Raw genomic sequence first — 19,355 nt, forward strand, 5'->3', positions numbered from 1 at the left:
ACACCCAAAACGGAAGTATTCATGAGTTATCTTGCTCTCGCGCGTAAATGGCGGCCTACTCAGTTTAAAGAAGTAGTTGGTCAAGCCCATGTTTTAACTGCATTAGAGAACGCTCTTGCACAAAATCGTCTTCATCATGCTTATCTGTTCAGCGGTACTCGCGGGGTAGGTAAAACATCTATCGCTCGTTTATTAGCGAAAGGGTTGAATTGTGAGACTGGCATTACAGCCACACCTTGTGGTGAATGTGCAACTTGTCGTGAAATCGATCAAGGTCGCTTTGTCGATCTACTCGAAATCGACGCAGCTTCTCGCACTAAAGTAGAAGATACGCGTGAGTTGCTGGATAATGTACAGTACAAGCCTGCTCGGGGCCGATTCAAAGTTTATTTGATCGATGAAGTACACATGCTCTCGCGCCATAGTTTCAATGCGTTACTTAAAACGCTTGAAGAGCCGCCAGAGTATGTGAAATTTCTTTTAGCAACAACGGATCCACAAAAACTTCCTGTGACGATTTTGTCTCGTTGTTTGCAGTTCCACCTGAAACCTATCAGTGTGGACGATATCCAGCATCAGCTTGCTCATATCATGCAGCAAGAGCAAATAAGTAGTGAAGCCAAGGCGCTGAATATGCTGGCTCATGCTGCCGATGGCAGTATGCGTGATGCGCTTAGTTTAACTGACCAAGCGATTGCGTTGGGGAACGGTAATATTCAAGCCGATATTGTTTCTCACATGCTTGGTACGTTAGATACAGACCAAGCACTGCACCTGTTGCAAGCCATTAGCTCTCAATCGCCTCAAATCGTTTTAGACAGTATTCAGTCACTGGCTGAAATGGGTGTTGAGTGGGATGGTCTATTGCAACAATTAGCAACGCAGTTGCATCGTGTTGCAATGTATCAAACTCTACCCGCTACACTCGATAAAGAACTCCCTGATGCCGATAAAATAATGCATCTAGCTCAGGTGTTAGCGCCACAAGATGTTCAACTTTATTACCAAATGGCACTGAAGGGACGGCAAGATCTACCGCTATCGCCTACCGGACGCGTGGGTATTGAGATGATTGTCTTGAGAATGATGGCCTTTAAACCCTCTCAAGTTGCTGTCGCGCAGTCTTTGACCACTCAACCAGCGGTAAGTCAGCCTGCGCTAGCTAACGATGTGATGCCACCTCAGCGAAACAAAGCACCAGCATCTGAACCGTTGCGTGCGCAACATAGCCCGATGAATACGGTGGCGAATCATGCGCCAGACGCTACGCCGCTAAGTCCATCCGTGCCAGAGGCTGCACCGCAAAATGACTTACAAGTTGTACCTCAACAACCATCCGCATCTACGCCAGAGCCGACACCGAGTGTATCTCACTCACCGGTAGGTGGTTTACGTCATCAATTACGTTCACAGCGTAAAGGGTTAAATCAACCGAAAGAAGGACCTGGCGTAAAAAAGGCCCAAGCGGTATCTGAAAAGCCTGTTTCTGTACTAGAACGGGTAGCCCAACGAGGTCATCAGAATGGCCACCAGATGCCGCACAATGCTCATGCTAATGAAGCTACTATTGAACCTGAAGTGGTTGATGAAAGTAACTATCAATGGCGTCCATCTCAACCACAGCAGCAAGTTCAACCAAAAAAAGAACTGACACCAACACAGTTAAAACGTGCATTGGAGCATGAGAAAACGCCAGCGATGGCAGAGCGTCTGATCGCAGAAGCTTCGCAGCAAGATGAATGGGCGGCGCTCATTCAGCGTCTTGATACGGCAAAGTTGGTGGAGCAAATCGCATTAAACTCTACATTTCATAAAAACGGTTCACTCATAGAGTTGGTGTTGCGACCGACTCATGCGCACCTCAACACAGACAAAGCTCAGAGTGAACTTCTCGAAGCGATTAATGCCCAATTAGGTGAAGATTGTCAACTGACGGTTACGATTGGAGAGTCTGGCGAAACACCTCTAGAATTACGTGAAAGGTTGTATCAAAGCAAACTTTCACAAGCGATGGAAAGCCTTGCTTGCGATCCTAATGTACAATTTATTGAGCGCCGCTTTAATGCGGAGTTAGATAAAGATAGTGTAAGACCGATTTAATTGTGTGGGGTTGAATCTACAGCAATACGACCCCACAATATGTGAAACAATTCAAGACGAACCAGAGAGAATAAGATGTTTGGTGGAAAAGGTGGAATGGGCAACCTAATGAAGCAAGCCCAGCAAATGCAAGAGCGTATGCAACAGCTTCAAGAAGAAATTGCAAACATGGAAGTCACCGGTGAATCTGGTGCTGGTCTTGTTAAAGTTACCATCACTGGTAGTCACAACACTCGTCGTGTTGAAATTGACGAGAGCTTGATGGAAGACGATAAAGAAATGCTAGAAGACTTGATCGCAGCTGCATTTAACGATGCTGCTCGTCGTGTCGAAGAAACTCAAAAAGAGAAAATGGCGTCTGTCACTGGCGGTATGCAATTACCACCAGGCATGAAAATGCCGTTCTAAATCTTAGAGAAGGTTAATAATGCGAACCAGTCCTATGCTGGAGCATTTGATGGAGGCCTTACGTTGTCTGCCTGGGGTTGGCCCCAAATCAGCGCAACGTATGGCCTTTCATTTGTTACAGCGCGACAGAAAAGGCGGCTTACAACTGGCGGATGCTTTGAGTAAAGCAATGACAGAAATTGGCCATTGTAAGGAGTGCCGTACTTTCACCGAAGAAGACGTATGTAACATCTGTAATAATCCGAAGCGATGTGAAAATGGTCTGCTTTGTGTGGTTGAAAGCCCCGCAGATATTGCTGCTTTGGAAGCCACTGGTCAATATTCAGGACGTTATTTTGTCTTAATGGGGCATCTCTCACCACTCGATGGTATTGGTCCTAGTGATATTGGCTTAGATGTGTTGGATTTTCGTCTACAACGAGGGGATGTAACAGAAGTGATTCTGGCCACTAACCCAACTGTTGAAGGGGAGGCCACGGCACATTACATCGGTGAACTATGTCGAGAGCATGGTGTAAGCGCGAGTCGCATTGCCCATGGTGTTCCTATGGGTGGTGAACTAGAACTTGTCGATGGTACAACTTTGTCTCATTCGCTGTTAGGTCGTCAAAAACTCTCTTAATAAAAGGCCGCATTTCAATGCGGCCTTCCTGTCTTCATCTGTGGTTAGGTTATTGCTTCTAACTCAGTAATTATAGTAATTGCCTGATGTGACGTGTCACCACAAATGTCTGAACTGGCTTTGAATTGATGGCACACCTTAGGGCGCTCAGGCTTACCGAATAAACGACATAAATTTTCTTCGTTAAGCTGGATACAACGCACGCCAGCGGGCTTACCCTTTGGCATCCCTGGAATGGGAGAAGAAATACTGGGTGCTATACAGCATGCACCACATCCAAGACGACATTCCATCATGCACCTATAATGAATATGACTACAACTAATACGCCGTTAAACCAATCTTTAGCAGCGCAGACAATTTTAAAGAGCGCGCATCCTATCAGAGTTTTAAAAGGGAATCGACAGAAACCTGTCTGGTCATTTCTTGCCTGATAGTTGCACTTTCACGACAACACAGGTATAAATGCCCCCCATTTATTAATATCTAGTAAAGAGACTAACGTATGACCACACCATTCTGGCAGACCAAATCATTAGCACAGATGACAGAGGATGAGTGGGAATCATTATGCGACGGTTGTGGCAAATGCTGCCTACATAAATTGCTTGATGATGATACGGAAGAGGTCTATTACACCAACGTTGCATGCAGTCTTTTAAATGATAAAACGTGCAGTTGTAAAGATTATCCAAATCGTTTTGCGTCAGGGGAAGAATGCTTAAAATTGACGCGAGATAAAATCAGTGAATTTAACTGGCTACCTGATACATGCGCCTATCGATTACTTGCTGATGAGCAGCCATTACCACAATGGCACCCACTGATCACAGGTTCAAAAGCGCAAATGCACGCTTGTGGTGAAAGTGTACGTAATAAAGTGGTTTATGAGATAGATGTGATTGATTGGGAAGACCACATCATTAACCACCCTCATAAATAATGCTTGTTTAGCAACGAAAAAAAGGCACTGAGAAGTGCCTTTTTCGACTGAGCTTAAAAGAAAAAAGAGAGAAGTTAGGTTTCGTTCAGCCGTTATTACACGACAGCAAGCAGAATACCACCAATGGTTGCTGCTGCTTTGAGGTAGGTCCCCGCTGAATATGAGCCGTCTTTCTCCGCTTCTTCGCCTTTTTTATCAGGGTTTTCCAACCCCAATGCTCCGTATGTAAAGGATTCAACCTTGTCACCTAAGCTCTTTTCTTTAGCGGGAGTTAGCGTGCCTGTCTTATCAATCTGATTTAAGGTTTTTAGTAACACTTTTCCTTCTTCAGAGAGGGAAACCTTGTCACTGCCTTCCTTGCGTTCGACAAGTGGGGCGGGGCTAAAGCTGCTATCCGATTTCGAGCTAGAATGTGCCGCTGTGTTTTGAGATTTCACCGGTTGGGTGGAATGCAGATGTGCTGATCCTGATCCTACTGGGTTCATTCTTCTCTCCTAAGTCAATCCTCAAAGTAGTTATCGACCATTACAAGAAAAACTTGCGTAGTTTTAACATTGTTTGAGCACTTTCTTAAACAGCAAGCTTTATGCCTACTTTAGGTAAAAATAAGGTTAATTATTAATATTGTTAGCTAAAGTTATATTTAGTGTGATAATTATCGGATTTTTGCCGACTATGAGTGAGTAAAAACAATGACTCACAACAATTTTCAAGCACAGAACAGCGCTTTTTACCTTATTAAATTGTGATTTAAATCACGATAATTGCCACGTGTTGGTTAATGAGGTTTACGATAGATTCGTAACATAAAATCAGCTTCACAAGAGAATACACCGGTTGCTTCAAGCTGTGCGCGGAATTCATCGCTAGCATGCCATTCAAGCGGGGTCATTTGTAATAAATCGCGTGCTTCACTACCGGGTAAGCTCATGTCGTAATGTATTTTTTCGCTGTGCTCTAGAACAAAACCAGTTAATAGTTCAGGGGTTTCATCATGTAAGCGAACAGATTGATAAATTTTTTCTTTTAACTGATATAGATGGCGTGCTGCTGGTGTCACTGTAACTATGATGCCTCCGGGCTTAACACAGCGTAATAACTCTTCCGGTTTACAAGGAGCATAAATACGTATTACTGCATCCAACGACTCAGAAGCAAAGGGCAGGCGGTGACTTGATGCCACGGTAAATTGGCAATTGAGGTAACGTTTTGCCGCGTAGCGAACGGCAACCTTTGAAATATCTAGGCCATGAACTTCCATGTTGTGTTCATTAGCCAGTAAAGTATCGGCAATATGTGAGGTGTAATAGCCTTCGCCGCATCCGATATCTAATAGGGCGCTCGCTGGTTGATATATGAATTGTTCAACCAATTCGGCAACACGCGCGCGCATTGGATGGTAATGACCACCATTAAGAAAACGACGGCGAGCTTGGGTCATCTCTTTATTGTCACCAGGATCTTTAGAGCGTTTGTGGTGAGCTGGCATTAAGTTCACATACCCTTCTTTGGCAATATCAAACTGATGATGATTCTCACAGGTGTAGGCGTGATTCTGTTTCGTGAGTGGTTGCTGGCAGAGGGGACACAAATAGGCCATGGGGATCTCGGTTGTTCAAATAAAGGCGGTAGTTTAATACCAAAGAGGGGAATGATCTATGGATAATCATTCCCCTTTCTCTATTCGGTCGATTAAACGAAGTTACGCTTCAACTAAGCGGATAGTCGTTGCCAATGTATGGCTTTCATTGGGTGCTAGTGTATGTCCAGCAGAGATGCATGGTGCGTAGATGGTCGATTCAACACATAGCATCGTAGCGTAACCATCATCGGTCATATCTGCCATGTGTCCATCTGCCCAAGGGTTCCATAACACTGCGGTATTGTGGCCATGATTTTCAATGGTGATCTGGCGAGAGAGCTCTGGGTCGTGAATGGTGATGATCGGTTCAGGTTGTGTGTATACCCGATCAATAGGGCCTGTTAAGGCTAAAACATCTGGGCCTTCACACTCTTTGCTGTCTTGTAATTTATCAATGTAACGTTCGCCCATACCGGTCGTTTCTACTTGATGAATGTCGCCAACATTCAAGTAGGAATGTAATGCTCCTGAGAACAGCCAAGGTTTCTCATCGGTATTGGTAACCTCAAGAGAGACATTTAACTCGTCACCGATTTCCACGTATAGGCGAGTCGAGAATTGGTAAGGCCATAATTTTTGAGTCTCTTCGCTATCTTCTAAGCCGAGACAGATCACGACACCTTGGTCGTTTTCACGGTGTTCGATGAGTGTCCATTCGCTAATGCGGGCAAAACCATGGGAAGGAGAACCAATTGGCCCAAACCAAGGCCAGCAAATAGGAATGCCACCGCGTATAGAGGCTGTACCATTAAACTTTGCTTTGCTACTCATCCAAATGACGTCGGCATGGCCGGCAGGTCGAAAAGAGAGAATATGAGCACCGTGCAATGAAATACCAGCGCTGGCTTTAGGGTGGGTAACACGTAGAATTTTAATATCGTCTTTTTCGACTACATCAATGTGGTCAGAGAGAGTAGAGACGACTGGAAGGGTAAGTAAATCCATTGTTCAGTTCCTTATTTGCACTTTTGCAGTGTCTGGTTTTATCTGGAGCGACGCATACCAAAATAACATAGCCAGCATAAGCCGTCTCATGTGCTATTTTGTTTCCTCAAATTTATTACTCAGTTTGTGAATCCTACATCGTTACGTTGCTGGGTAACATGAGTGTATCAACTCAATATACGAACGATGGTTAACTTAGCGGTTACTCACGAATAAGTGCATAAATAAGACGAGATAAGGGGTGGTTCATATTTTATGAGAGCTGATCCAGAGGGCTGATCAACAAAAAAGGGCAGCGTAATCGCTGCCCTTTGCAAGTTTTAAGCTAACAGCTTACATTATTTAGAAATGTGAGCGATTAGGTCTAGAACTTTGTTTGAGTAACCGATTTCGTTGTCGTACCAAGATACAACTTTAACGAATTTGTCAGTTAGAGCGATTGCAGCGCTTGCATCGAAGATAGAAGTGCGAGTGTCGCCGTTGAAGTCAGTTGAAACAACTGCGTCTTCAGTGTAACCAAGAACGCCAGCTAGTTCACCTTCAGCAGCATCTTTCATTGCAGCTTTGATTTCATCGATAGATGCAGCTTTAGAAAGGTTAACAGTTAGGTCAACTACAGAAACGTTAGCAGTTGGTACGCGGAAAGCCATACCAGTTAGTTTGCCGTTTAGTTCAGGTAGTACTTTACCTACAGCTTTAGCAGCACCAGTTGAAGATGGGATGATGTTTTGAGCCGCACCACGACCACCGCGCCAGTCTTTGTGAGAAGGACCGTCAACAGTTTTTTGAGTAGCAGTAGTTGCGTGAACTGTAGTCATAAGACCAGATTCGATACCGAATTTGTCGTTAAGAACTTTAGCTACAGGTGCTAGACAGTTAGTAGTACAAGAAGCGTTAGAAACGATGTCTTGACCAGCGTAAGTTTCGAAGTTTACGCCGTTAACGAACATTGGAGTTGCGTCTTTAGAAGGACCAGTCATTACTACTTTTTTCGCACCAGCTTCGATGTGTTTACGAGCTGTTTCGTCAGTTAGGAATAGACCAGTTGCTTCAGCAACAACGTCAACACCGATTTCATTCCATTTAAGGTCTGCTGGGTTGCGTTCTGAAGTTACGCGAACAGTTTTACCGTTTACAACTAGGTTACCATCTTTTACTTCAACTTCGCCGTTGAAACGACCGTGAGTTGAATCGTATTTCAACATGTAAGCCATGTATTCTACGTCGATAAGATCGTTGATACCTACAACTTCGATGTCATCACGAGTTTGTGCTGCACGAAATACGAAACGACCGATACGGCCAAAACCGTTAATACCTACTTTGATAGTCATTATAGTTGCTCCACAACTTAATTTCTGATTAAAGATAACTGGTAGTAAAATTACAGAATCCAGTTAGGGTCTGCAACAGATAATCCTTCTTAACTTGTTTAAAGTCAAAAAAAAGTGCTCGTTTTTTTAGATTGAGTCATGAGTGATTATTTTTTGCACGCTAGATGGATTCTTTTTACTAATAAGAACAATATTAAATCATGAACAGATAGGTATTTTGTCAATAAAACCCTAACTGTCATATAGATACAAAGTATGTGCTACAAAGCATTTACCTGACAAGCTCGATGAGAGAGAATTACCACATTAATTAGCCGAATAAAGAGAGCTTAACGTGAATAATAAAGGAAAAAGTGATTTAAAATCAGAAGAATACTGGCGAGATAAACTGACCGATGAACAGTTTCGAGTCTGTCGAGAACACGGTACGGAGATGCCTTTCTCTGGCACGTTGTTACATAACAAAGAAACTGGGATTTACCACTGTACTTGCTGTCAGGCTCCTTTATTTATCTCTGACAATAAGTATGACTCTGGTTGCGGTTGGCCTAGTTTTGACGCGCCGATAAATGAAGGTGCAATACGGTATATTGAAGATCGCAGTCACGGAATGATACGTACTGAGATCCGTTGTGCACAGTGTGAAAGCCACTTAGGGCACGTTTTTCCTGATGGGCCACAAACAACCGGTGAACGCTACTGTGTGAATTCTGTGTCGTTAATTTTCAACAAAAAAGAATAATTTGTACAAAATTTAGTAATTAAACGTTGTTCAATTAAAGACCAAACAAAAAGAACCTCCATAAGGAGGTTCTAGGTTGGGTAAGAAAGTGACTATGGATTTATACTAATTTTTAGTTGTTTCAAAGCATTAGGGATTAAGTCTTTAGAATAGTTACCCTGTTTAAGAGCATCGACCACATTATCTGCAATGTTATTTAATTCATCATATTGTTCATCGCTGTAACCAAATAACAATTTCATATCTTCGCTGTCCGCAACAGGAACACCGTAGTGCTTACTGACCATTGCCCAGATATAAGCGTAATGACGCTGGTTAAGCAGTTGGTAGTTACTTGCCAAGGCTTTAAAAATATCCAGATTAACGTCGTCGTTTTTGGCCAATTCTAGGGCGTGATTCAATAATCGAATGGTTTTTCGATTGTCTCTAGAGGTATAAAAAGTAGCGAGAGCGTATTGCATTTCTGGAGTTTCAAGAGCAGGCTTTCCTTCCATTTGAAGAAATTCTCTTTGCGCTTGTTTATCACCGATCTGACTCCAAAGAAAGTAAAGAGCCGTTGGAGAATGACTATTACGAATCGTTTCAACTAATTGTTCTTCGTCTTCACTGGCATTTTGCACGGCAGCGAAACGCAGTTGCTTTAACTCTGCCTGATCAATAGCTCGAATTTGAGCTGCTAAAGACATGCATTTTTTGTATGCTGCGAGGTAGTGATACTCGCTGATGAGATTAGAGACCGTTTCATTTTTTAACACTTGATAACGGTGCCAAATTAAATCGGTCCGGGCTACTCGGCATTGTCCATCATCCATGTTGAGTCGTTCGCAGCGTAGATTTGGATTGTCCTTGCACAATTGCTCGGTATTGCTTTTATTTTCAAAACAGCCGCTCAAGCTAACAGTTAGAAGCATAAGCAGCATAAATTTTATGCTATTCATAAGGTTCGCTTGTGATCAATAACACTTAACTATTTAGTCTTTCTTGACGGAATATGCCAGAAAGATATCGTGTTGATGTTCAGACTTGAGCCCCCAAGCTTAATACTAAAAGTGGAGAACATCATGGATAGAGAACAATTAGTTAATTCCATTACACCAGAAGCTTACGAACGTCTATTGTACGCAGTAGAAACGGGTAAATGGCCTGAAGGAACGTCGTTATCAAAAGAGCAGCGCGATTCTTGTATGCAAGCTGTGATGCTTTATCAAGCCAAGCATAATAACAATCCCGATCATATGACCGTTGGCACTGATGGTGAAATAACGTTCAAGTCTAAGACTGAACTTAAACAACGTTTCCAATCAAATCAGAGTGATATCTTAAGAATAAACCCTAATAAGTAAGCGGTATATGTTATAGCGCAATAGAACATAAAAAAGCCCCGATATTTTCTATCGAGGCTTAATAAACGTGATCTTCTGAGCAAATTCTAGGTTATAAACTCATCTCACCGCGTAGAACTTGCTGCATTTTTTCTTTGATCTGCTCGTAACTTAGGTTCTGGCTAAGTAGGTAGTGCAATTTTGCTAAAGCCGCTTCAGGGGTCATATCGAAGCCACTGATAACACCAGCATCATGCAGAGCGCACCCTGTTGCATATCCCCCCATATTGACTTTACCTGCCAAACATTGCGTAAGGTTAACAACGATAACGCCGCGCTCTGAAGCATCATGCAAATGGGCTAACAACTCTGGATTTTGTGGCGCATTACCTACACCAAATGTTAACAAAATCATTGCATTAACGGGTTGAAGTAGTGTGTTGCGAATAACTTCATGAGAAATGCCAGGGTACATGGTAATCACACCAATAGGTTGAGGTGTAATGTCGTGTACGCGAAATTCTCCCTGAGGCTTTTCATCAACTTTGACGAAATTACTCACTTGAATGTTAATACCTGCTTCCAGCAGCGGAGGTAGGTTGGGTGACGTAAAAGCATTAAATCCATCAGCATGAGATTTAGTGCTGCGGTTACCGCGCATTAATTGATTATTGAAAAATAACGTTACTTCATTAATCGGGTAGTTAGCAGCAATGTGCAGAGCGTTAAGCAAGTTAGCTTGACCATCTGAACGTAATTCTGCCAAAGGGATTTGTGATCCTGTGACGATAACGGGCTTACCAAGGTTTTCCAGCACAAATGATAGGGCTGAAGCGGTATAAGCCATGGTATCAGTACCATGTAAAATGACGAAACCATCGTACTTATCGTAGTTATCACGAATGTCATTGGCGATATATTGCCAATCTGACGGTGTCATATCAGACGAATCCATCAGTGGATCGTATTCATGAATGGTGAACTCAGGCATTTCCTCGCGGTGGAATTCTGGCATGCTTGCCAGTTGTTTTTCCATAAATCCTGCAACGGGTATGTAACCATGATCAGACTTGGTCATACCGATTGTGCCACCAGTATAGGCGATATAGATATGTTTTCTGGCCATTGCTAGAAATCACTCATTAAGGGAACAGACTCGCGATTATAGCGAAAATGACAAGAATAAAAACAGGCGCATTCGTTTGCGCCTGTATTTTAGTGATCTCCGATTTAGTGGTTTTCAACGCTAAGAATCCACGTTGATATGAGTAGTCAGAGACATTACCTACTCAACTTGGCAATTTAAGCAAAATGCATAAACACCTCTAGGATCATTAAAGCTATTCAGTAAACTAGCACTTTCTGTCAATTGCTTTGCAGCCGGTTGTAACGCTGCTGGGACCATACTGCTGAGGTTTAATCCCAAACTGGTATGAGCTTCACTCAGTACATCTTGAAGTAGCTGTTGTGCGGGCGTCAATGGCTCTGCAATCCAATCTAAATCATAAGATTGGAGATTCGCTAATTTGGCAGCCACAGTCACAGCATCATCAAAGTCACCAAGTTGATCCACTAGACCAATCTTAAGGGCGTCTTGACCAGTCCAAACACGACCTTGCGCAATGTCATCGACCTGATCGAGCGTCATGTGGCGATTTTTACCGACTAATGAAATGAAACGTTGGTATCCGTGCTCAATTCCCATTTGAAGCGCTTGTTTCGCGCCATCACTTAACCCAGTGGTTACCCCTAAACCAGAAAATGGTGTTGTACCAACGCCGTCGGTAGAAACGCCTAGTTTAGAAAGGCCTTTTTCAAAGGTTGTGATCACGCTAAAAATACCAATAGAACCTGTCAGAGTTGTCGGCTGAGCGATGATTTTATCGGCGCTCATAGAAATCCAATAACCCCCTGAAGCGGCCAAGCTGGACATCGACACAACGACAGGTTTGCCTGCGGCTTTAAGCGCATCAATTTCTTCACGAATGACTTCAGACGCGAACGCACTACCACCTGGGCTATCTACTCGTAGAACCACGGCTTTTACTTGGTCATCATTGCGCGCATCACGTAACTGAGCGGCTAACGTATCCCCACCCACGCGGCCACGAGGTTGTGTTCCATCCATGATGGCACCGCTAGCAACAATGACAGCAATATCGTTTTTCGAATGGTGTGGTTTGCTTGGTACCTGACTTTGATAATCGTAGTAACTGATGGCGTTATAACTGTCGATACCATCACTACCGAATTTACGTGTGAGTTCCGCACGGATTTTAGGGCGAGTAGCTAGCTCATCAACCAGTCCTGCATTTAACGAAAGCTGAGCAAGGTTGCCATTGGCTTTTTTAAACATTGCGAGGAACTGTGGCATATCTGGAGTGAGTGTCTTAACTTCGATATGACGATTGGTTGCAACATCATCAATGTACGCCCCCCACAATTGTCCTAACCAGCGAGAAGAAGCTTCTTTTGCAGCTTTTGACATGTCATCGCGCATAAAAGGTTCTACGGCTGATTTATAGGTTCCGACGCGGAAAATATGTGTGTTCACGTCAAGTTTATCTAGCAGCTTTTTAAAGTACATTGAATAAGCACTGTAGCCTTTCAGCATTACGCCGCCATCTGGAGACAGAAATATCTTATCTGCGTAGCTTGCTAGGTAATATTGGCTTTGATTGTAGTAATCACCTACGGCGAATACTGGCTTGCCAGAGGCTTTAAATTCGTTAATTGCTTTGGCGATATAACGCAATTTTGTCAGGTTCGTCTCAGGTAAGTTCTTAAGTGAAAGAACCAAACCCGTGACGTTGGGATCGGTTTTAGCGTAGCGAATAGTATCGACCAGTTTGAATAAAACATTCTCTTTAGGTAAATCTTCACCTAATACAGACCCTGTAATGGAATCTACCGGATTCGAGTAAGTGCTCTGTTCCACAATAGGTCCCGATAGGTTCAGCACTAAGGCTGAAGGCGTTGTTGCTTCTTTGGGAGTGGAATCGATACTTTGCGTGTAAGCGAAATAGAGCACTGCAATAAAAGCCAAAAAGATAACGTTGAGCAGAGCAATTCGAATAAAGGTGATGGTTTTCCATATGCCTTTAAAGATTAGCCCGATGATATGAACGATTTTTTTCATTGTTTCTCCATCACTAAGTCTTTATCGCGTGACGAGCAATTAATTGGATTTGAATAAGTTAGGGTTATCATCCTACTGGATCCGTTATAGCCAAACAACTAAGGATCACCGAAGTCGACTTACCTGTCTCCAGTAATTGAGTGCCTTGGCTATAAAGAATAGAGGGTTTAACGTTGAATGGATCAAAAATCGGTCAGAATGGAGTGAAAAGCAGGGGGGGGGGGGAGAGCACCTTACCTAAAGCTTTACTCAGGACATTCTTCTCTACATCACGTCCTGCTTGCGCCATATCTTGGGCGCTAAAGGTATGATCGACCGGAATCACATCTTGTTTAATGATAGGGCCTTCATCTAAATTACTGGTAACAAAGTGAGCGGTTGCACCAATGATTTTAACCCCGCGCTCATAAGCCTGTAAGTACGGTTTTGCGCCAATAAATGCAGGTAAGAAACTGTGATGAATATTGATAATACGATGCGGATATTGATTAACAAATTCAGGGGTAAGAATGCGCATGTACTTGGCTAACACCAAATAGTCGGGTTCGTACTGGTTAACCACTTCTAACATTTTCTGATCGTGTTGAGCACGCGTTAGACCTTCGTGAGAAACGAAGTGGTAAGGAATATCAAAACGTTCGGTTAAGGTTTGCAGTTTATCGTAGTTACCGACTACCGCAGCGATCTCAACGTCGAGGCTACCATCATAGTTTTTCATTAGAATGTCACCTAAACAGTGAGATTCTTTAGTCACTAAGATAACGATACGTTTGCGACCAGAGTTAATTAGGCGATGCTCTGCACCTGTTGGCAGGGCTTGATCCAGATCGGCAATAAATGTGTGATCATTAAAGTAACCTTCAAGTTCTGTACGCATAAAGAACTGGCCGGTTGTGTTATCCACAAATTCGCTATTGTGAATAATATTTAACTGATGCTTGTAACAGATATTCGTTATTTTAGAAATAAGACCTGGTTCATCAGTACAATGCGTGAGGAGAGTTTTCTTTTCCATCAATTACAACTTCCGTGAAAGAATTTTTTATAGTCAAAAAATAAATCGAACGGCCAAAACGGCAGAGGCACGCTCGATAATAGCCACTATAATTAATCCATAATCATTACAGATTCAACCAATATCAAAAATCAGTTCGGTAATAGCTGGGTGACTTTAACCATAAATGAAGGGTGAAAGCCGCTTATATGAAGGCGAAATAACATTTTCTTGTCTCCAAAGGTGACTGTTATGGACAAAGATTTATTGGCACACAAACTCTATGTTGAGCGTGTGACCGCTTTGATGGGGGATAATCTGATTGATTATCAAATTTTGGATCAAATGTGGGAGGCAAAAGCGTCACCAAGTGATGCCGCCAAAGCCATGCTGATGCAACAACAAGGTGATTCCAACTTTGAATGCCCAGCTTGGTTGAATCGTTATTTAACGAGAAAATAACGATTTTTCTACTTTCAATCGCCTTGGTTTAATATCAGTAGCAAAGTGAACTGTGTCGACGCGCTTGTCATTACAAGTCGCGTCGATGACTGAAACCTGCCATAATTCCCGCCACAGATGATTCCAAACCTGACGTATAATGATCGAAAAAACCTTTTCTGAGCAAGGCGCTTTGGGGCAAGCTATTCCGGGCTTTCAACCTCGCCAAGCACAAGTAGATATGGCGCAAGCCGTGTATAACGCCATCAAAACAGATGGTCAGTTAGTGGTTGAGGCTGGAACAGGCACAGGAAAAACCTTCGCCTATCTAGTACCAGCACTACTTAGTGGAAAAAAAATCATCATTAGTACTGGATCAAAAAATCTTCAAGAGCAGCTATTTCACCGAGACTTACCATTGATGAGCGGGGCGTTGGGCTTTCTGGGGAAGGTCGCGTTATTGAAAGGGCGTGCTAACTATCTATGTTTAGACCGCCTTAGCCGACAGATGGTAGAAAGTCATACTAACGAAGCCGATCCCACACTGTTAACCCAGCTAGTTAAAGTTCGTTCTTGGTCATCAGAGACCAAAACAGGTGATCTGGGCGAATGTGAAGCGCTTCCTGAAGACAGTATTATTATTCCGACCATTACATCAACAAACGATAATTGTTTGGGTAAAGAATGCCCGAGTTATCAAGATTGTTTTGTGTCTAAAGCGCGACGCAAAGCAATGGATGCGGATGTTGTTGTCGTGAACCACCACCTATTTTTAGCCGATTTGGCGATAAAAGAGACAGGGTTTGGTGAGCTGATTCCTGAAGCCGATGTCTTTATCTTTGATGAAGCCCATCAGCTACCAGATATAGCCAGCCAATATTTTGGTCAATCGTTGTCTAGCCGACAAATCCAAGATTTGGCCAAAGACATTGAAATTGGTTATCGCACTGAAGCGAAAGATATGCGTCAGTTGCAGAAAATCGCTGCAAAGCTTCATCAAAGTGCGATGGATTTACGCATCGTACTAGGGGATTCCGGTTACCGAGGTAACTGGCGAGAGGCCATGGCATCGCCATCAATTCAACGTGAAGTCGAACGTCTTCAAGAGGGGATCGATTTTGCGATTGAGGTATTGAAGCTTGCTTTGGGGCGCAGTCAGTTATTAGATACGGCATTTGAACGGGCTAACTTAATTAAAGGGCGTTTAGATCGAGTATGCGATGTTTCCATCACCGGATATTCATACTGGTTTGACACCACGCCACGCCATTTTAGTTTGCATATTACGCCACTTACTGTGGCTGATAAGTTTCATGAACAAATGGAAATGCATCCTGGCGCTTGGATTTTTACTTCCGCTACGTTAGCTGTGAATGACGATTTTGGTCACTTTACCCAGCGATTAGGCTTAAAGCCGCAAGCTCAATTTTCGTTGCCAAGCCCTTTCGATTATCAGCATCAAGCCAAATTGTGTGTTCCTCGCTATTTACCTGAACCGAATAGCCCAGGATTAGCCGATAAACTCGTGCGTATGCTAGCGCCTGTGATTGAAGAGAATGGCGGTCGCTGCTTTTTTCTCTGCACGTCACATAGCATGATGCGGGAATTAGGAGAAAAGTTTCGCGAGCGTTTGGACTTACCTGTTCTTTTACAAGGTGAAACCAGTAAACAGAAAACGTTGGCAGAGTTTATGGAATTAGGCAATGCGTTGCTGGTGGCAACAGGTGCATTCTGGGAAGGGATTGATGTTAGAGGTGACGCCTTAAGCTGTGTTATCATTGACAAGCTTCCATTCACGGCTCCGGATGATCCTTTGCTAAAAGCACGCATTGAAGATTGCCGATTACGTGGCGGTGACCCTTTTGCTCAGGTGCAATTACCTGAAGCGGTTATCACGCTTAAGCAAGGGGTTGGCCGACTCATTCGTGATAAAAATGACCGGGGAGCATTGATCATTTGTGATAACCGTCTGGTCACGCGCGATTATGGTGGGATATTTCTCGCCAGTTTACCGCCAATCCCAAGAACTCGGGATTTACAACTCGTGAAAGATTTTCTTCACCATTTATCTGAAACAGCAATAAATTAGAGAAATTAATGAGCGCAAAAATTCTTGCCATCGATACCGCAACTGAGATGTGTTCTGTTGCGTTAATGGTGGGTGACACACTATATAGTCGCAATGAAATTGCCCCACGAGATCACACGAAGAAAATTCTTCCTATGGTCGATGAGGTGTTAAAAGAAGCGGGGATTTCCCTGCAAGACCTGGACGCTCTAGCATACGGGCAAGGCCCAGGTAGTTTTACCGGCGTACGTATAGGCATCGGGATTGCTCAAGGGTTAGCGTTAGGTGCAGATCTGCCCATGATCGGCATATCCACATTAGCTGCCATAGCGCAAAATGCCTATCGTCAAACGGGAGCAACTCATGTTGCCACCGCGATTGATGCCCGTATGAGTGAAGTTTATTGGGCACAATATCAACGTCAACAAGATGGTAGCTGGATCACAATTGGAGAGGAATGTGTCGTTCCACCGAGTGACTTAGTGGCACATTTAGGTCAGGATGAGTTCACTTGGGCTCAAGTAGGAACCGGCTGGCAAGCTTATGCACAGGATTTTGCTGAATTAGCGTTGAATCGTATTGAAACGCCCGTGTTATATCCTGAATCGCAGGATATCGCTTTTCTTGCTAAATTTGAGTTAGAAAAAGGCAACACGGTTGCTGTTGAAGATTCTAGTCCGGTGTACTTGCGCGATACTGTGACATGGAAAAAGCTACCAGGGCGTGAATAATCTCACAGAGATGAGGTGAATCATGCCTCATCTCATTGTTGAGGAATTGTATGGTATCAATTAACGGTTTACCCCCATCCATATCCGGTCCTAATCGAACGACGAAAAGTCGTAAAGGGCGCAAGGTTGATAATAGTGAAGGCGCTGATCATGCTCAGCCCTCAAAGGTAGCCAATGCCGTTTCGCAATCGATTCGACATGTCAAAGAAGCCGATATTCGCGGTGCTCAGCTCCATTATGATTTGCCAGAGGGGCGAGCGCGTTACGCGATGCAAGAGTATTTAGATGTTATGAATCAGGCTAAACGGGAGGAGTTGGCGCAAATGCTGGGCGTTGATCTCTATATTTAATCACCAGCAAATTCGATGAAAGGTGGCCGATGAAAATAATAAAACTGCAATGGCTGATAGCCTTACTACCTTTTCTATTTTTAACTGGCTGTGTCTCGATGCCGCCTGAATTGGCAGGTCATCAAGAGGCAGTTATTACTGATTACCACGCATGGACGAGTCATTTAACAACGAACAGTGAAGTTCGCCTTGGCGGAGTAATCGCGGGAGTTTCCAATCTTGCCAATAAAACACGTTTGGAAATCGTTAATCTCCCCATAGATAAAACAGGACGTCCGAATTTATCTGTTGAACCTAAAGGTCGATTTATTGCTTATGTCGATGGCTTCTTGGATCCGGTTAGCTATTCCAAAGGTCGATTAATTACCGTTATTGGTCAAACCATGACGGCAGAAAAAGGACATATTGGCGACTACAAGCAGACCTTTCCAGTAATGCGCGTAACTGGTGAACACTTATGGAAAGTGGAAGAGCGCGTGATTATGGACGATCTTGGCCCTAACTTTTATCGATGCCGGGGATTTTACTGTCGACACTTCGAAGATTCTTATTATAGTGAAGGTCGCGTCATCAAAACGGTAAAATAATGTTAGATGAAACAATAAGTTCAGAAAGTGTTTCTGCCGAAGAGAGCTTATTCTCTGAAACCACCTATGATCTTGCTGATGGTGAATTGAGCGCCGTTGAAATTGGCGATGCCCAAAGTGCAGAAACCACGATAGTGTTTCTCCATGGATGGTTAGATAACGCAGCAAGTTTCTATTCTGTGATGGAAGCGTTTCATGCGCTTGCGCCACAATACCACCTGTGTGCCATTGATCTTCCGGGTCATGGCATGTCATCAAATAAATTGGGTAGTAACTTCTATCTATTTCACGATTATATCGATGATATTTATCAGTTGATGCCTAATTTTTCGCCGAACAAACGTATTTTGGTAGGACATTCACTTGGTGCATTAATCTCTGCTTGTTATAGTGCCGCCTTTCCTGAACAAGTCTCAGGATTAGTTCAGATTGAAGGATATGCCCCTTTGTCTGAAGCGCCAGAAGAATGTGTGACAAGATTGCGAGAAGGTGTCATTAGTCGTCATCAATATCGCAGTGTTCCAGCCCGTGGCTATGACTGTGTAAAAACGGCTGTTCGCCATCGCGCCCAAGTCAATAAAATTGCGCCAGCTTTGATATCGCCAGTGATTGAACGAGGTATCAAACAAGTCGGTGATTTATGGTATTGGCGCAGTGACGGTAAGCTGAAGTGCGATGCGTTGTATCGTTTAAGCCCAATGCATGCCAAACAAATTATGGAGCAGGTCACTTGTCCACAACGGGTTATTATTGGTGATGAAGGTTTTCCGTATTTACCACAACAATGCAGAGAGTTGACGGAAAATCCACCGGAAGTCTTTACCATTGAAGGTGGACACCATTGCCATTTAGAACAACCTGAACAGGTAGCGGAACTTATTCTAGGCTTGGTTAATCAAACACAACAGTAGTAGTGGTTTGAGTTCAAGTTATCCAAATGACGTCCAGAGTTGATCGGACGTTGTTTGGACATGCTACTCAGACCCA

General features: G+C 43.4%; 21 protein-coding genes. 12 read left to right on the top strand and 9 right to left on the bottom strand.

Annotated elements, in window-relative coordinates; genetic code table 11:
• Nucleotides 1-21: 21 nt before the first annotated feature.
• From dnaX to recR, 3 genes are all read left to right on the top strand, one after another.
• A complete protein-coding gene (dnaX, locus tag F9817_RS09665; protein ID WP_161154901.1) occupies nt 22-2,100 on the top strand; it encodes a DNA polymerase III subunit gamma/tau in 2,079 nt (692 codons plus the stop codon).
• A 75-nt stretch (nt 2,101-2,175) separates the two neighbouring features.
• On the top strand, nt 2,176-2,508 hold the full coding sequence (locus tag F9817_RS09670) for a YbaB/EbfC family nucleoid-associated protein (protein WP_161154903.1): 333 nt from the start codon (nt 2,176-2,178) through the stop codon (nt 2,506-2,508).
• A 19-nt stretch (nt 2,509-2,527) separates the two neighbouring features.
• Entirely contained in the window at nt 2,528-3,130 is a 603-nt protein-coding gene (gene recR / locus F9817_RS09675) for a recombination mediator RecR (RefSeq protein WP_161154905.1), read from the top strand.
• Nucleotides 3,131-3,174: 44 nt separating this feature from the next.
• Here recR and F9817_RS09680 read toward each other — a convergent pair whose 3' ends face one another.
• Nucleotides 3,175-3,423 (bottom strand): YkgJ family cysteine cluster protein, encoded by a 249-nt coding sequence (locus F9817_RS09680; protein ID WP_161154907.1) that lies wholly within the window; start codon nt 3,421-3,423, stop codon nt 3,175-3,177.
• A 212-nt stretch (nt 3,424-3,635) separates the two neighbouring features.
• Between F9817_RS09680 and F9817_RS09685 the strand changes: the two genes are divergently transcribed.
• A complete protein-coding gene (locus F9817_RS09685) occupies nt 3,636-4,073 on the top strand; it encodes a YcgN family cysteine cluster protein (RefSeq protein ID WP_161154909.1) in 438 nt (145 codons plus the stop codon).
• Between the two features lie 95 nt (nt 4,074-4,168).
• Here the strand turns inward: F9817_RS09685 and F9817_RS09690 are convergent, their stop codons facing one another.
• From F9817_RS09690 to gap, 4 genes are all read right to left on the bottom strand, one after another.
• Nucleotides 4,169-4,558: a hypothetical protein gene (locus F9817_RS09690; RefSeq protein ID WP_161154911.1), complete on the bottom strand. Its 390-nt coding sequence runs from the start codon at nt 4,556-4,558 to the stop codon at nt 4,169-4,171.
• Between the two features lie 293 nt (nt 4,559-4,851).
• Entirely contained in the window at nt 4,852-5,673 is an 822-nt protein-coding gene (gene rlmA / locus F9817_RS09695) for a 23S rRNA (guanine(745)-N(1))-methyltransferase (protein ID WP_161154913.1), read from the bottom strand.
• 102 nt (nt 5,674-5,775) lie between these two features.
• Complete coding sequence (locus F9817_RS09700) at nt 5,776-6,660, bottom strand: D-hexose-6-phosphate mutarotase (RefSeq protein WP_161154915.1); 885 nt, start codon at nt 6,658-6,660, stop codon at nt 5,776-5,778.
• A gap of 338 nt (nt 6,661-6,998) precedes the next feature.
• Nucleotides 6,999-7,994 carry a type I glyceraldehyde-3-phosphate dehydrogenase gene (gene gap, locus F9817_RS09705; protein WP_161154917.1) on the bottom strand — a complete coding sequence of 332 codons (996 nt, stop codon included), beginning with the start codon at nt 7,992-7,994 and terminating at the stop codon, nt 6,999-7,001.
• Nucleotides 7,995-8,328: 334 nt separating this feature from the next.
• Here gap and msrB point away from each other — a divergent pair, with 334 nt between their 5' ends.
• Nucleotides 8,329-8,736, top strand: a complete 408-nt coding sequence (gene msrB / locus F9817_RS09710) for a peptide-methionine (R)-S-oxide reductase MsrB (RefSeq protein WP_161154919.1) — start codon at nt 8,329-8,331, stop codon at nt 8,734-8,736.
• Between the two features lie 92 nt (nt 8,737-8,828).
• Here msrB and F9817_RS09715 read toward each other — a convergent pair whose 3' ends face one another.
• On the bottom strand, nt 8,829-9,674 hold the full coding sequence (locus tag F9817_RS09715; RefSeq protein WP_161154921.1) for a DUF2989 domain-containing protein: 846 nt from the start codon (nt 9,672-9,674) through the stop codon (nt 8,829-8,831).
• 123 nt (nt 9,675-9,797) lie between these two features.
• Between F9817_RS09715 and F9817_RS09720 the strand changes: the two genes are divergently transcribed.
• Nucleotides 9,798-10,079, top strand: a complete 282-nt coding sequence (locus tag F9817_RS09720) for a YeaC family protein (protein WP_161154923.1) — start codon at nt 9,798-9,800, stop codon at nt 10,077-10,079.
• Nucleotides 10,080-10,170: 91 nt separating this feature from the next.
• Here the strand turns inward: F9817_RS09720 and ansA are convergent, their stop codons facing one another.
• From ansA to purU, 3 genes are all read right to left on the bottom strand, one after another.
• Nucleotides 10,171-11,184: an asparaginase gene (ansA, locus tag F9817_RS09725; protein ID WP_161154925.1), complete on the bottom strand. Its 1,014-nt coding sequence runs from the start codon at nt 11,182-11,184 to the stop codon at nt 10,171-10,173.
• A gap of 159 nt (nt 11,185-11,343) precedes the next feature.
• Nucleotides 11,344-13,197 carry a signal peptide peptidase SppA gene (gene sppA / locus F9817_RS09730; protein ID WP_161154927.1) on the bottom strand — a complete coding sequence of 618 codons (1,854 nt, stop codon included), beginning with the start codon at nt 13,195-13,197 and terminating at the stop codon, nt 11,344-11,346.
• Nucleotides 13,198-13,390: 193 nt separating this feature from the next.
• On the bottom strand, nt 13,391-14,212 hold the full coding sequence (purU, locus tag F9817_RS09735) for a formyltetrahydrofolate deformylase (RefSeq protein ID WP_161154929.1): 822 nt from the start codon (nt 14,210-14,212) through the stop codon (nt 13,391-13,393).
• Between the two features lie 231 nt (nt 14,213-14,443).
• Between purU and F9817_RS09740 the strand changes: the two genes are divergently transcribed.
• The 6 genes from F9817_RS09740 to F9817_RS09765 all read left to right on the top strand — a co-directional run bounded on the left by F9817_RS09740 (nt 14,444) and on the right by F9817_RS09765 (nt 19,279).
• Nucleotides 14,444-14,653 carry a hypothetical protein gene (locus F9817_RS09740; RefSeq protein ID WP_161154931.1) on the top strand — a complete coding sequence of 70 codons (210 nt, stop codon included), beginning with the start codon at nt 14,444-14,446 and terminating at the stop codon, nt 14,651-14,653.
• 139 nt (nt 14,654-14,792) lie between these two features.
• On the top strand, nt 14,793-16,721 hold the full coding sequence (gene yoaA, locus F9817_RS09745) for a DNA repair helicase YoaA (RefSeq protein ID WP_161154933.1): 1,929 nt from the start codon (nt 14,793-14,795) through the stop codon (nt 16,719-16,721).
• 8 nt (nt 16,722-16,729) lie between these two features.
• Nucleotides 16,730-17,431 (top strand): tRNA (adenosine(37)-N6)-threonylcarbamoyltransferase complex dimerization subunit type 1 TsaB, encoded by a 702-nt coding sequence (gene tsaB, locus F9817_RS09750; RefSeq protein ID WP_161154935.1) that lies wholly within the window; start codon nt 16,730-16,732, stop codon nt 17,429-17,431.
• Nucleotides 17,432-17,481: 50 nt separating this feature from the next.
• The gene (locus F9817_RS09755) at nt 17,482-17,781 is read left to right on the top strand and encodes a chromosome partitioning protein ParA (RefSeq protein WP_161154937.1); all 300 of its coding nucleotides are present in this window, start codon (nt 17,482-17,484) and stop codon (nt 17,779-17,781) included.
• A gap of 29 nt (nt 17,782-17,810) precedes the next feature.
• A complete protein-coding gene (locus tag F9817_RS09760) occupies nt 17,811-18,368 on the top strand; it encodes a Slp family lipoprotein (RefSeq protein ID WP_161154939.1) in 558 nt (185 codons plus the stop codon).
• Nucleotides 18,368-19,279, top strand: coding sequence for an alpha/beta fold hydrolase (locus F9817_RS09765; protein ID WP_161154941.1), 912 nt, complete (start codon nt 18,368-18,370; stop codon nt 19,277-19,279). Before F9817_RS09760 ends, F9817_RS09765 begins: the two co-directional genes overlap by 1 nt.
• Nucleotides 19,280-19,355 lie beyond the last annotated feature (76 nt).

The sequence above is a fragment of the Vibrio eleionomae genome, assembly GCF_009874545.1.
Taxonomy (GTDB): domain Bacteria; phylum Pseudomonadota; class Gammaproteobacteria; order Enterobacterales; family Vibrionaceae; genus Vibrio; species Vibrio nitrifigilis.